The organism is Myxococcus sp. AB056 (assembly GCF_006547365.1).
Taxonomy (GTDB): domain Bacteria; phylum Myxococcota; class Myxococcia; order Myxococcales; family Myxococcaceae; genus Myxococcus; species Myxococcus virescens.
Genome location: NZ_VHLB01000001.1, coordinates 1 through 12,843, shown reverse-complemented (window position 1 = coordinate 12,843; position 12,843 = coordinate 1). Strand labels below are relative to the sequence as shown.

Below are 12,843 nucleotides of genomic sequence, written 5' to 3'. Positions count from 1 at the left end.
TCAGGAGCCCTTCCTTCCCATCAGCGAGCCCATCTTGCTGAGCAGCCTCGCGCTATCCTGCTGCGTCTCCGGCGCGGCCACGGTGGCGCCGGACCGCTTGCCCGTCACCACCGCCTCCAGCTCGTCCGGGTTGTCCGCGAAGCCCTTGGCGACCTCCAGCTTCACCTTCCCGGCGCGCACCAGGTCCGCCAGCGAGTCCTCGAAGCGGATGATGCCCAGGCTCTTGCCGCGCTGCTGGAGCGAGGGAATCTGGAACGTCTTGTTGTCGCGGATGAGGTTGCCCAGCGACACCGAGCCCGGCAGCACCTCCGCCGCGGCCACCAGCCCCTTGCCGTCCGCGCTTGGCATCAGCCGCTGGCTGACGATGAGCCGCAGGCCGCTGGACAGCGACAGGCGCACCTGCTGCTGGTCCCCCGGCGGGAAGAGGTCGATGAGCCGGTCGATGGTCTTCGCCGCGCTCGGCGTGTTCATGGTGCTGATGAGCAGGTGGCCCGTCTCGGCGGCGGACAGCGCCATGCGCACCGTCTCCGTGTCGCGCAGCTCGCCCACCACGATGACGTCCGGGTCTTCACGCAGGCTGCCCTTCAGCGCGCTGGCGAACGTCTTGGTGTGCGAGCCCACCTCGCGCTGGCTGATGAGCGCGCGCTTGCGCGGGTGGACGAACTCCACCGGGTCCTCCACGGTGAGCACGTGGTGGGACGTCTCGCGGTTGATGAGGTCCACGAGCGCCGCCAGCGTGCTCGTCTTCCCGTGGCCGGACGGGCCGGTGATGACGATGAGTCCCTGGTGGTGGTGCGTGGCCTTGGCGATGTCCGCGGGCAGGCCCAGCGACTCCAGCGTGGGCACTTCCCGCGCAATCAGCCGGAAGGTGCCCTTGAGGCCGGTGCGCTGGCGGCTGACGTTGACCCGGAAGCGCCCCATCTCCGGCGTCTCCAGGGAGAAGTCACAACTGCCCTCGCGCTCCAGCACGGGCCGCAGCCGCTCCGGCACCACCGGAAGCAGCAGCTTCTCCACCGTCGTCGCGTCCAGCACCGGGCCCTGCGCCATCAGCTCGCCCGCGAAGCGGAAGAGGGGCGGGCGCTCCGCGATGATGTGCACGTCGCTGGCCAGGCCCCGGCGGCCTTCCTCCAGCAACACGGCCAGCTCGCGCCCCGCGCCCGTGAAGGTCCGGGCCGGCGCGGCCACCGGACGGGCCGCCGCGGGCTCGGGCGCACGGGCTGCCTGGGCCACGGCGGGCTCGGGCGTGCGGTAGGGCTGCGACGCAGCGGGCTCGGGCGTGCGGTATGCCGGAGCAGGGGCGGGCTCGGGCGTGCGGTATGCCGGTGCCGCGGCCTGCGCGGGCGCTGGGGCGGCGGGACGCGCGGCGGGCGCGGGTTGCGCGGGACGCGCGGTGGCGGCCTGGGCGGCGGCCCCCGCGTCGGCGGCCCGGCTGAGGCGCAGGTGGATGAGGTCCCCTCGTCGCATGGCGGCGATGGACAGCGAGCCCAGGCCGGTGGCGTTGACGGTCCACTGGACCGGCGTCTCCGTGACGGTGGAGGCCCGGGCCACGCCCACCATGGCCTGCAGGGCGCGAGTGATGTCCTCGGCCGTGGCGGTGGTGGGGTCCACCGGCTCATAGCCATTGGCGCCGCGGATCATCGGTGGACGGCCGGTGGCCAGGGTCAACTCGGTGACACCCGGACGCGACAGGTGCCGCAACAGTTCTGCGAGCGATTTCATGCGGGATGTCGGCTCAGCCGCGACGGCGCGCGGGCGCGGGGGAGCCGCAGGATAGACGACATCGCGCGGAATCCGGCCACCCCTTGTCCCAGGATTGCCCGCCTGCTTCCGGACAGATGGAAATCATCCGTGCCTGACGGAGACTGTCACCTGGAATGCGGGGGAGGGAGCTCCGGGACCCACCAGGGGGCCCGCTCGGAGCAGCAGGCGGGAGGAGGGCCCCCCGCCCTGCGGCATCACGTCCCGTGGGCTCTAGAGCTCGCGGGACATCAGGAGGCGAAGCTTCCCGGACTTCTTGGAGACCACCGTGGCCACCGTGGTGAAGCCTTCCTTCCGGTAGAAGCTCACCGCGGGCGAGTTGGACGGATCCACCCGCAGGGCGATGGTCTTCCGGTACATGTCCCGGGCCGCCTTCAGCGCCTGCTCCAGCAGGATGTTGCCCAGGCCCTTGCGGCGCAGCTCGGGCTTCACCACGATGTTGCGCAGGTACGCCGCGCCCGGAACCGGGCCGTCCCGCTCCACCGTGACATAGCCGACAAGCTGGCTTTGCAGCTTCGCCACATGGATGAAGGGCTTGAGCTGCGTCAGGGCCTTGAGGCTGTCCTCCTGCGTCTCACCCCGGCTCTTCCAAGGCTCAGAGCCGGCGCGCAGGTCCGCCACCGCCGTCATGTCTTCGTCGGTGGGCAGGCCGAACTTCACCGCCGCCATCAGGTCGTTGGGGAGGCCAGCCACATCCAGTATCGGTGCTGGGGCCACCTCCACGCCTGCGTCCACCTGCTTCATCGTCATCGCCTTGCTCCTCCGTCGAGTTGCGATCCTAACCGCTCCGGCGGCACCGGTGCACGCAGTGATTCCGCGCACATTGTCCCATGAAGTGAGGAGAGGCCCTCCTCTCCGCTGGTGAGGAGCCGGATTTCGTCGAACCGGTCATGCGTTCAGGCCATTCCAAGAATGATCATCGCCTCCACGCCTGGCACCCTGCCGGCCTTCCGTGTCGGGCCGCTTCCCACTATAAAACCCGTAGTCGGGCGCGAAGGCGTCAAACTCCTCCGCTCGACCGTCAGCCAGAGCCCCACCTTGCAACTCAACCATGCCCAGCGAGAGCTGACGCTCAAGATCGTCTACTACGGGCCCGGCCTCAGCGGGAAGACGACCAATCTGCGTCACCTCCACGCGAAAGCGTCCCCGGAGGTGCGGGGGCGGTTGCTGACCGTGGAGACTCACGACGACCGCACGCTCTTCTTCGACCTGCTGCCCGTCTTCTTCTCCACGTCCTCCGGCTTTAAGGTGAAGGTGAAGCTCTTCACCGTGCCGGGCCAGGTCATCCACAACGCCACCCGGCGCATCGTCCTGCAGGGCGCGGACGCGGTGGTCTTCATCGCGGACAGCCGCCGCGGCGCCACGGCGGACAACAACGCCTACTGGCGCAACCTCCAGGAGAACATGAAGGAGAACAACCTGGACCCCAGCCAGGTCCCGGTGGTCATCCAGTTCAACAAGAAGGACCTGCCGGACGCGCGCACGGATGCCGAAATCGAGGAGTCGCGCCGGCGAGGCGGCGAGGCGGTGGTGGGCGCGGTGGCGCTGCGGGGCGAAGGCGTGCTGGAGACCTTTCACGCCGTGGCGCAGGCAGCCTACCGGCGGCTCGACATGCGCGCCCACCTGGCGCGCAACCTGGGCCTGACGGAGGCGGAGTTCCTGGGCCAGATTTTCCGGCGCATGGACCTCACGGGCACGGCGTTGGCCTCCCTGTACGGACGCGCGGCGGGTGAAGCGCGCAGCGGAGACGGGCGATGAGCGGCGCGTCGGACGGCGTGGGCGCCTCGCGCCGTGAGTCCGTGCTCCAGCGGAGGCTGTCGCTGGCGGACATGCTGGACCTGCCCTCCTTCGTGGAGGTGGTGCGGAGCTTCAGCGAGCTGTACCGCGTGGGCATCAAGGTGATGGACACCGCGGGCGACAAGCTGGCCGACGTGAAGGTGGGCCACGGCGACTTCTGCTCGTACGTGTTCGGCTTCCCGGAGGGCCGCTCGCGCTGCACCGCCACGGTGGCCCGCGTGAAGGACGGACCGGTGGCCCTGGTGCAGGGCGCCCGGCCCGCGCGCGGTGATGGCTCGGAGGCGGCGGGCATCATCGCGCTGCCGTGCTTCACCGGCCTGCGCTACCTGGTGATGCCGGTGCGCTGGGAGGGCGACGAGCTGGGCCGCGTCATCCTGGGCCCCTTCACGCCGGAGGAGCTGGCGGACTTCCCGCCGTCGCTGACGGACATCTCCGGGGTGGACCTGTCGCGCGCGCACGAACTGGTGGCCCGCGTGCGGCGCGTGCCGGAACGCACCGCCGCGCAGGTGCTGGTGCACTTCGGGCAGGTGCTCGCCGCCCTGGTGGCCAGCGGGCAGCGCGCCTTCCTGGCGACGCAGCTCCACATCGAGGCGATGCTGGAGACGCACCGGGATTTGGAGGCGAACAACGCCCGGCTGGCGCAGGCCAACACCCGCCTGAAGGAGCTGGACCGGCTGAAGTCCACCTTCCTGGGCACGGTGAGCCACGAGCTGCGCACGCCGCTGGCTTCCATCATCGGCTACTCGGAGATGCTGGCTGAGGGCCTGGCCGGCGCGCTCAACCCGGAGCAACTGCTCTACGTGCGCACCATCGTGGAGAAGGGCGAGTCGCTGCTCAACCTCATCTCCTCCATCCTGGACCTGAGCCAGATTGAAGCCGGACGGCTGCGCCTGGTGATGGGCCCGGTGGACCTGGGCAGCGTCATCCAGACGGCGGTGTCCAGCGTGGCGCCCCAGGCGCAGCGCAAGGGCGTGGAGCTGGAGGTGCGCCTGCCGCCGTTGCCTCAGCCGCGCCTGGCCGCGGACGCGGACAAGCTGCGCCAGGTGGTGGTGAACCTGCTCGCCAACGCGGTGAAATTCACCTCGTCCGGGGGCCGGGTGTCGGTGGTGATGTCGGAGGCCACCGCGCAGAAGGAGCTGGCCGCGCCGGGCTACCGCGTGAGCGTGGAAGACACCGGCATGGGCATCCGCGAGGACCAGTTCGAGAACATCTTCCAGAGCTTCTACCAGGTGGACGGCAGCTCCACGCGCGAGCACGGCGGCGCGGGGCTGGGACTGGCCATCGTGAAGAGCCTGGTGGAAGGCCACGGCGGCCGTGTGTCCGTGGAGAGCGAGTTCGGCCGGGGCTCTCGCTTCACCGTGGTGCTGCCGCTCCAGCCGCCGCTGTCGGAGCACGGCGGCTTCTCCGCGCTGGCGCCCACGCCGTTACCCAGCGGACACGACCGCTTCTGACGCGACCTGACGCACCGGGGGACTGAACTGAGTTCCCCGGCCGGAAGGGCTCCCGCGTATCCTCGCGCGCATGCTCTCCGGACGTCCCCCCGCCTCCTCCTACGTACTCATCGACGCAGAAAACATCGACTGGGCTGTGTCCAACGTGGTGGGGCGCAAGCCCGAGTCCCAGGACCGCGTCCAGTTCGACCGGCTCGTGTCCTTCTGTGAGACGAACTTCCCGGCGCCCGTGCGCTGCGTGGTGGTGCTCAACGCCCGCGGAGAGCAACTGCCGGACGTCATGATTGGCTTCGTGCGCGCGCTCAAGTCCGCCGGCTGCGACGTGGCCCTGCTCTACGGCCGCCCCGACCAGAAGGTGGTGGACCTGGGCATCCTGAAGCTGCTGGAGAACATCCGCACCCAGCGCCCCGGCGCGGCGGTGGTGCTCGCCAGCCATGACGGCGCGGACTTCGCGGACGCGCTCAAGCCCATGCTGGAGGAGAAGCGCCAGGTGGCCGTGCTCGGCCTGCGTGAATACGTCAGCCAGCGCTTCCGGGAGCTCGTCCCCTCCGGGCTCAAGATTCTGGATTTGGAGTTGAACGCCAAGGTGTTCAACCGGCCCCTGCCGCGCATGCTCCCTGTCAACGTGGACGAGTTCGACCCGGGGCTGTTCTTGTAGCAATGGCAGTCACAGGACCCGCCTGGGCTGTGGTGATTCCTGTCACAGCCCGGTGTATTCTGAGAGTGCGGTAAAACATGGCATGACGCTTGAACTGGCTCCTCCTGAGCTCAGGGATTCCCTCTGGGTCATCAGGAGCCTTCATGCGTTCGTCTCGTCGCGTTGGAACCGCCCTCTGGGCCGCCGTCTTCTCGCTCGCTCTCCCGCTCAGCCAGGCCCACGCCGCTGACGACTGTGTGGAGTTCCAGGGGCTCCAGCACTGTGGCCTTGGCGCCGTCAAGGTGAGTGGTTCGGAGAAGGGCGTTCGCATCGACAGCCTGGAGAAGGAGCCGTCCGGTAAGGCCGGCGTCGCCATCCACACGCCGCCCGCGGCGGCCTGGACGGCGGAGACCCAGTCGGACGGCGCGCAGCGCAACTTCTTCACCGCCTACGCCGAGGATGTGCCGGTCAGCACGTCTACCGTCAGCTCGTCGCGGGAGTCCACCTCGTACTCCGCGACGTTCACCGGCTCCGGTGACGCGACCACCTACTCCGTGCTCGCGTACTACAACGGCCGGCTCCAGGCCGCCGTGGGTGGCATCAGCAGCGGTGACACGGGCGCCGTGGGCATCATGGTCCCCAACCCGGGCTGGACGCCGAACTGCCGCCCGCGCACCCAGACGTATGCCCAGTGTGAGTCGGCCTGCTACGCGAACGGCTACTCCAACTGCAACTACTGCAACACGGTGTGCTCCCTCACCGTAGGCTTCGCGAGCGCTCAGCTCAGCAGCGCCTGCTTGTGGCAGTACACCGTCGCGGAGCCGGGGGTCCGGCTGCCGAACGGCCAGATTGTCCGGGCTGACCAGATCGTGTTGCAGGAGGAGATCTCGGGCCCGTCCAACTACCCGTACCTCAACTTCAACCGCATCGACGTGCAGACCACGGCGCGCTCGACGGTCATCACCGGCGAGTCCCTGGTCCCCGCCGGGAAGTAGTCTCCGCGTCGTTTCGGCCTGGAGCGGGCTCAGGGGGGACGCCCGCTCCAGGCCGTTGTCTTTCCCGTTCCAAATCCTCTCTCCGAAGAGCGTCCCATGAAGGCATCGTGGTGGTTGACGGCCCTGCTGCTCACGGCGGGAGCTCCCAGGCAGGAGAACGACGCACCCGCGCCGGGCGCGGCCGTCTCGGAGGTGCCCGGGCGCCCGGACGACGAGGCCCTGGCGGGGGGCGGCACCACGGTGTTTGACGTCTCGCACAATGCCTATGGCCGCGCGCTGGGAAACCTGGCGCCCACGCGCTGGTACCAGATGCGCGAAGGCAAGGTGTTGTTCATGCGGGACTGGGCCGCGCATGAAGAAGGGCTGGCGGGCCCGCTGACGAACGCCGCCGGGTGTGGTTCGTGTCACTTCAAGGATGGCCGGGGCCGCCCGCTGCCCGACGTAGGGCCGGAGGCGCCGCTGCTCGTCCGGTTGAGCGTGCCCGCGAAGGACGCGCCCGCGGGGCATCACGAGCCCGTCTACGGCGTGCAGCTCAATGACCGTGGGACCGCGGACGTCCCGGCCGAGGGCACGGTCCAGGTCACCTATACGGACGTGAAGGGGACGTACGCGGACGGGACGCCGTACACGCTGCGTCAGCCGCGCTACCGCATCAACCAACTGGGCTATGGGAAGCTGGCTCCCGAGGTGATGCTCTCGCCGCGCATCCCCTCCCAGCTCTTCGGCCTGGGGCTGCTGGCGGCCATCCCGGATGAAGCCATCCACGCCCTGGCGGACGCGGATGACCGCGATGGGGACGGCGTCTCCGGCCGTCCGAACCGCGTGGTCAGCGTCCACTCCGGCAGGGCGGCGCTGGGCCGCTTCGGGTGGAAGGCCAATCAGCCCACGTTGGAGCAACAGGTCGCCAGCGCCTTCTCCGAGGACCTGGGACTGACGTCACCGCTCTATCCGGAGAGCAACTGCACGGCGAAGCAGGAAGGCTGCATGACGCGAGTGGCCGCCAAGGGCCCCGCGTTGTCGCGCCACGTCCTGGAGCGGACGACGCTGTACCTGCGGCTCATCGGCGTGCCCGCGCGGCGCGACGTGCTGGAGCCCACCGTGATGAAGGGACAGGTCCTCTTCCAGAAGACGGGCTGCGCGGCGTGCCACCAGCGGGAGTTCACCACGGGCACCGTCGAGGACGTCCCCGAGCTGTCCAACCAACGCATCCGTCCGTACACGGACCTGCTGCTGCACGACATGGGGCCGGAGCTGGCGGACGGCCGCCCGGACGGAGAAGCGAGCGGTACCGAGTGGAGGACGCCGCCCTTGTGGGGCCTGGGGCTGCTGGAGACGGTGAACCGTCAGGTCCGGATGCTCCACGACGGGCGCGCGCGCAGCTTCGAGGAGGCCATCCTGTGGCACGGCGGCGAAGGCGCGCGTGCCCGCGAGCGCTTCAAGGCCTTGGGCATGGCGGAGCGTGAGGCATTGGTGGCCTTCCTGCGCTCGCTCTGAACGCGAGCGCAGGGGGCGTCGCCGTCAACTGTTGGCCATGGCGGTGCGGAGGCTGTCCAGGATGTAGTACCGGAGCTCCTCGCTCGTCATCTCAGGCGTCTCCTTCAGCTTCTTTTCGGCGAACTTCTTCCATTCGTGCAGCTCGTTGGGCGTTGGCTCGCTCGACGGTTGTGAGGGCCCGGCCTCGTTGAGGTAGATGAGCCAGCCGTAGGCCGCCCGGATGTGGTCTTCGATGCGATTGCTGGCGGGAGCGTCCGTCCCCATCTTCTCGTCGCGCATCGCGTCCTGGATGGCGAACTTGAGCTCCTCCGGGGAGATGTCCTTGTTCTCCTTCTTCTTCTCGTTGGCGAAGGCGCGCCAGCGCCGCATCTCCTCGGGCGTGGCGTCGCGCTCCTGCCCCTCGTAGCAGAAGGACACCCACTTGACGGCGTCCTGGATGAACTGGTCGATGTTGGTGCTGCCCGTGCCGTCCATGCCCGTCGCCTTCACGCGGATGGCGTCCTGGATGGCGAACTTGAGCGCCTCCGGCGTGATGTCCGGGTTCGCCTTCTGGTGCTTCCGGGCGAAGTCGCGCCAGTGCGCCAGTTCCCCGGCGGTGGGCTTGCGCTCCTGACCCTCGTAGCACTGGGTGACCCACTTGACGCCGTCCTCGATGAACCTGTCGATGTTCAGCGGCGTCGCTTCACCGGTCCCCGTCATCTTCGCGCGAATGGCGTCGGTGATGGCGTACTTGAGGTGCTCCGGCGAGATTTCCGGGTCCTTCTTCAACTGCTCCTGGGCGAAGGCGCGCCACTCCTTCAGCTCCGCGGGCGTGGCCTCGCGCTCCTTGTCGTCGTAGCACTGGGTGACCCACTTGACGGCGTCCTGGATGAACTTGTCGATGTTCTCCGGCGTCACCGCGTCCGTCCCCAGCACCTTCGCCCGGACGGCGTCGATGATGGCGTACTTGAGCTCCTCCGGGGTCGTCTTTGGATTCTTGCTCATCAGGTCGGCGGCGAAGGCGCGCCAGTGCTGCATGTCCGCCGCCGTGGGAGGGGGCGCCTTTTCGTCGTAGCACTGGTGGACCCACGCGAGGGCCTCGGAGATGAACCTGTCGGTGTTCGCCGGCGAATGGGCGTCCAGTCCGTCCCGCTCCAATCGCAGCTTGTCTTGGATGGCGAAGCGGACCTCCTCGGCGGTGATTTCGGGGTTCTTGTTGCGGAGCTCCCGTGCGAAGTCCATCCACTTGGAGCGCTCGGGCCCGCTCGGCCAGCGCTCGCCTTTGAAGACCTCTCGGAAAGCCTTGTCAATGCAGGCCGCCAGGCGCTCATCCCTGAGCGGGCCCAGGGCGGAGGGGAGAATCTCCTTGCCGAAGGGGGGCTGCGGGGTGCCCGAAGTCCCCGGGGCCTGCGCGGCGAAGGTGCTCGCGGGGGTTGCTTTCGTCACGCCCTGCGTTGGAAGCACGGAGCCGAGCAGGTCCACCCACTGCTGGGTGCTGACGTCCTTTTGGCCCGTGGGGCTCGTCTGGGTTTTGGACGTGGAAACGAAAGGCAGCCGCTCGCCAATCTTCGACATGAAATTCCCCCAGGAGATGGAAGTCCCAATCTTTACGTTGTCTTGGATTGGTGGGAAAAAGTTGCGTCTGCCCAAGGTGCCAAAAAGTGTCGTTGCCCTGACACGCCGTCTGGTCTTACGTGTGCGTCCATGTCTGGTGAGTTCGATTTCATCCGCCGGTTCCTCGCGCACTTCCCGGCCGCGCGTGTGCCCGTGGGGCCCGGGGACGACTGCGCGGTGCTGCCCCCCTCACGTGGGGCGCAGTGCGTCACCACGGACGCGGTGGTGGAGGACGTGCACTTCACGCGCGCCGCGTTCTCCCCCGCGGACATCGGCCACAAGGCGCTGGCGGTGAACCTGTCGGACCTGGCGTCCATGGGGGCCACGCCGCGCTGGTTCGTCTGCGCGCTCGCGCTGCCGAAGGACTATCCCTTGCGGGAGCTCACGGGCCTGGCGCGAGGCATGGCCGCGCTGGCCACCGCGCACCGGATTGCCCTGGTGGGTGGCAACTTCACCTCCGCGCGCGAGCTGTCCGTCACCATCACCGCCGCGGGCGAGCTGTCACGCGCGCCCCTCACCCGCGCGGGGGCCCGGCCCGGGGACCTCCTCTATGTCTCCGGCACGCTGGGCGATGCGCGCCTGGGCCTGGAGCACCTTCGTGCGGGGCTGCGCCGGGGCGCCGCCGTGCGCCGTCAGCGCCGCCCCGAGCCTCGCGTGGCGCTGGGCCTGCTCGCCTCGCGCCATGCATCCGCCGCGCTGGATGTTTCCGACGGACTTGCACAAGACCTGGGTCATCTCTGCACCGCCTCGGGTGTCCGCGCGGAGCTGGAGGTGGAGCGGCTGCCACTGTCGGCGGCGGTGCGCAAGGCCCTGGGGCCCGAGGGCGCGCTGGCGGGGGGCGAGGACTATGAGTTGCTGCTGGCCGTTCCCCCGGGGCGTAGCCGGGCGTTCGAGCGCGCGTGCGCTACAGGCGGGCACGCCATTACCCGCATCGGCCACTTCACAGAGGGGAGCGGGTGGGTGAGCCGGGACAGGACAGGCCGTGTTCTCCCACTGCCAGAGGGGTTCGACCACTTCCGACCTCGGGCGATGGATTGACCCTGCGGAGCAGCAAGGCTAAACCCGAGACGCTTCTCATCCCCCGAAAGCAACCCGTGCGCCGTCCCCTCCGCGACGACACAGTCCCCGGACACACTCCCCGCCGCGAGCCCCTGCAGCGACTGCTGCGCGCCGTGGACGGACCTCGCGCGACCCGCGAGGTCTCCCTTCACCGGAAGATTCTCAACGGCTACGTCTTGATGGGGCTGGCGCTGACGGGGTGGATGTACGCGTCGGACGGCCTCATCAGCTTCGTCTTCCCCGCGCTCAGCACGGGGGGGAAGGACGCCGTGCGCATCGGCGTCGCCATCATCATCACCGGGGCCGCCGCCGCGCTGCTGCCTTCATGGCTCGCGCGCGTCACCCGCGTGAAGGTGCTCAGCCGCTCCGCATACGAAATCTCGCAGGGCGACCTGTCCAAGCCGGTGGCCGCCGAGGGCGGCAGCAAGCGCGACGAGATTGACGAGCTGACGGGCGCCATCACCCGCATGCAGGAGAACCTGCGCGAGCTGGTGGGCAAGATTCAAGAGACGGCCAAGAGCGTGGCCGACACGGCCATCGACCTCCAGCGCTCGGCGGAGAACGTCAACGGCTCCACCGAGGAGGTGGGCTCGTCGATGGAGAAGATTGCTGGCGGCGCCGAGTCCCAGTCGCAGTTGGTGTCGAAGGCGTCCAAGGTCATCACCGAGATGGCCGGCAGCATCCAGCGCACCACGGCCAGCGCCGAGGACGCGGCGCGGACGACGGCGGAGACGAGCAGTGCGGCCGAGGATGGCTCCAAGGCGGCGCGGCTGGCCGGCGACAAGGTGAAGAAGGTCTTCAACCGCATCGAGTCCGCCAGCCAGCAGGTGTTTGCCTTCGGCGAGAAGACGCAGGAAATCTCGAAGATCGTCGATGCGATTACGCAGGTGGCGCAGCAGACGAACCTGCTGGCGCTCAACGCGACCATCGAGGCGGCGCGCGCGGGTGAGTACGGCCGCGGCTTCGCGGTGGTGGCCGATGAAGTGCGCAAGCTGGCCGAGAGCGCGGGCCGCTCCGCCGAGCAGATCTCCAAGCTGGCGCGCGACATCTCCGGGCAGTCCACCTCCGTCGTGAGCGCCATGAAGGAAGGCATCGCGGAGCTGGCCGAGGGCCGTGAGGACCTGACCAACATCGTGCGCTCCATGGGCGCCATCACCGACACCATCCGTAAGGGCTCCGAGAAGGTGCACCTCATCTCCGAGAGCGCCCGCGAGCAGCTCAAGGGCAGCGAGGAGATGGTGACGGCCATCGAGGAAATCAAGCTGGTGGCGCGCAACAACGCCTCCTCCACGGAGGCCATCCAGGCCGTCATCCAGGAGCAGACCGCTGCCGTGTCCCGCATGACGTCGCTGGCCAGTGAGCTGACCAACCTCTCCGTCGAGCTGCAGAGCGTCGTGCGCAGCTTCCGCCTGGGCCCATGAGTCAGACGCCCTCGGACAACGTCGACGCGAAGCTGAAGGCCGCGGAGGACCACCTGCGCGAGGTGATGCTCGCGCTCCCCGAGGTCACCGAGGAGTTCCCCTGGGGCCACCGCACGGCCAAGGTGAAGGGGAAGATGTTCGCCATCCTCGTGCTGGACAACGACGGGCTGGGGGTCACCACCAAGCTCCCGGAGTCCAACGAGGCCGCGCTCACGCTGCCCTTCACCGCGCCCACCGGCTACGGCCTGGGCAAGAGCGGCTGGGTGTCCTCCCACTTCAAGCCGGGCAGCGAGGTCCCCATCGGGCTGCTGGCCCAGTGGATTCACGAGAGCTTCCGCGCCGTGGCGCCGCAGAAGGTGCTCAAGGCGCTGATGGCTCCGGGCGCGGCGCAGGGTCCGAAGGCGAAGCCGGTGGCTCGGAAGGCGAAGTCGGCGGCGAAGCCCGCGGCCCCTGCAAGGACGTCCGCGGCGGCGAAGCCAGGGGCCGGTGCCGGGAAGGGCGGGGCGGCGAAGCGGCGGCGATGGTGCCGGAGATGGACAGCGTGCCCACCACGTCGCCCAGCAACAGCAGGCCCACCAGCAGGGACTGTCCGCCCAGCGCGGTGATGAGCAGGGCCCGCTGCGCGGATTCGCGGGCGG

The 12,843-nt window shown here is 69.1% G+C and carries 11 protein-coding genes; 8 read left to right on the top strand and 3 right to left on the bottom strand.

Annotated features, from left to right (window positions below):
* Together FMP39_RS00055 and FMP39_RS00050 are read right to left on the bottom strand one after the other, a co-directional pair.
* Positions 1–1,719, bottom strand: coding sequence for a type IV pilus twitching motility protein PilT (locus tag FMP39_RS00055; protein ID WP_141588011.1), 1,719 nt, complete (start codon positions 1,717–1,719; stop codon positions 1–3).
* Positions 1,720–1,971: 252 nt separating this feature from the next.
* The gene (locus FMP39_RS00050; RefSeq protein WP_011556629.1) at positions 1,972–2,508 is read right to left on the bottom strand and encodes an N-acetyltransferase; all 537 of its coding nucleotides are present in this window, start codon (positions 2,506–2,508) and stop codon (positions 1,972–1,974) included.
* Positions 2,509–2,796: 288 nt separating this feature from the next.
* Between FMP39_RS00050 and FMP39_RS00045 the strand changes: the two genes are divergently transcribed.
* The 5 genes from FMP39_RS00045 to FMP39_RS00025 all read left to right on the top strand — a co-directional run bounded on the left by FMP39_RS00045 (position 2,797) and on the right by FMP39_RS00025 (position 8,132).
* Positions 2,797–3,516, top strand: coding sequence for an ATP/GTP-binding protein (locus FMP39_RS00045; RefSeq protein ID WP_141588010.1), 720 nt, complete (start codon positions 2,797–2,799; stop codon positions 3,514–3,516).
* Positions 3,513–5,006, top strand: coding sequence for an ATP-binding protein (locus tag FMP39_RS00040; RefSeq protein WP_141588009.1), 1,494 nt, complete (start codon positions 3,513–3,515; stop codon positions 5,004–5,006). Before FMP39_RS00045 ends, FMP39_RS00040 begins: the two co-directional genes overlap by 4 nt.
* A 70-nt stretch (positions 5,007–5,076) precedes the next feature.
* Complete coding sequence (locus FMP39_RS00035) at positions 5,077–5,664, top strand: NYN domain-containing protein (protein WP_011556626.1); 588 nt, start codon at positions 5,077–5,079, stop codon at positions 5,662–5,664.
* Between the two features lie 143 nt (positions 5,665–5,807).
* Positions 5,808–6,638, top strand: a complete 831-nt coding sequence (locus FMP39_RS00030) for a hypothetical protein (RefSeq protein ID WP_228557508.1) — start codon at positions 5,808–5,810, stop codon at positions 6,636–6,638.
* A 96-nt stretch (positions 6,639–6,734) separates the two neighbouring features.
* On the top strand, positions 6,735–8,132 hold the full coding sequence (locus FMP39_RS00025) for a di-heme oxidoredictase family protein (RefSeq protein WP_141588007.1): 1,398 nt from the start codon (positions 6,735–6,737) through the stop codon (positions 8,130–8,132).
* 24 nt (positions 8,133–8,156) lie between these two features.
* On the opposite strand, the gene FMP39_RS00020 is transcribed toward FMP39_RS00025, so the two are convergent.
* Complete coding sequence (locus FMP39_RS00020; RefSeq protein ID WP_141588006.1) at positions 8,157–9,686, bottom strand: hypothetical protein; 1,530 nt, start codon at positions 9,684–9,686, stop codon at positions 8,157–8,159.
* 129 nt (positions 9,687–9,815) lie between these two features.
* Here FMP39_RS00020 and thiL point away from each other — a divergent pair, with 129 nt between their 5' ends.
* The 3 genes from thiL to FMP39_RS00005 are packed head-to-tail and all read left to right on the top strand — an operon-like array spanning position 9,816 to position 12,810.
* On the top strand, positions 9,816–10,763 hold the full coding sequence (thiL, locus tag FMP39_RS00015) for a thiamine-phosphate kinase (protein WP_141588005.1): 948 nt from the start codon (positions 9,816–9,818) through the stop codon (positions 10,761–10,763).
* Between the two features lie 56 nt (positions 10,764–10,819).
* The gene (locus FMP39_RS00010) at positions 10,820–12,205 is read left to right on the top strand and encodes a methyl-accepting chemotaxis protein (protein ID WP_141588004.1); all 1,386 of its coding nucleotides are present in this window, start codon (positions 10,820–10,822) and stop codon (positions 12,203–12,205) included.
* Positions 12,202–12,810: an MmcQ/YjbR family DNA-binding protein gene (locus tag FMP39_RS00005; protein WP_228557507.1), complete on the top strand. Its 609-nt coding sequence runs from the start codon at positions 12,202–12,204 to the stop codon at positions 12,808–12,810. Before FMP39_RS00010 ends, FMP39_RS00005 begins: the two co-directional genes overlap by 4 nt.
* Positions 12,811–12,843 lie beyond the last annotated feature (33 nt).

Coding starts and splice junctions, on each gene's coding strand:
- thiL (WP_141588005.1), top strand. CDS start 9,816: ATGTCTGGTGAGTTCGATTTCATCCGCCGGTTCCTCGCGCACTTCCCG.
- FMP39_RS00025 (WP_141588007.1), top strand. CDS start 6,735: ATGAAGGCATCGTGGTGGTTGACGGCCCTGCTGCTCACGGCGGGAGCT.
- FMP39_RS00020 (WP_141588006.1), bottom strand. CDS start 9,686: ATGTCGAAGATTGGCGAGCGGCTGCCTTTCGTTTCCACGTCCAAAACC.
- FMP39_RS00030 (WP_228557508.1), top strand. CDS start 5,808: ATGCGTTCGTCTCGTCGCGTTGGAACCGCCCTCTGGGCCGCCGTCTTC.
- FMP39_RS00035 (WP_011556626.1), top strand. CDS start 5,077: ATGCTCTCCGGACGTCCCCCCGCCTCCTCCTACGTACTCATCGACGCA.
- FMP39_RS00040 (WP_141588009.1), top strand. CDS start 3,513: ATGAGCGGCGCGTCGGACGGCGTGGGCGCCTCGCGCCGTGAGTCCGTG.
- FMP39_RS00055 (WP_141588011.1), bottom strand. CDS start 1,719: ATGAAATCGCTCGCAGAACTGTTGCGGCACCTGTCGCGTCCGGGTGTC.
- FMP39_RS00050 (WP_011556629.1), bottom strand. CDS start 2,508: ATGACGATGAAGCAGGTGGACGCAGGCGTGGAGGTGGCCCCAGCACCG.
- FMP39_RS00005 (WP_228557507.1), top strand. CDS start 12,202: ATGAGTCAGACGCCCTCGGACAACGTCGACGCGAAGCTGAAGGCCGCG.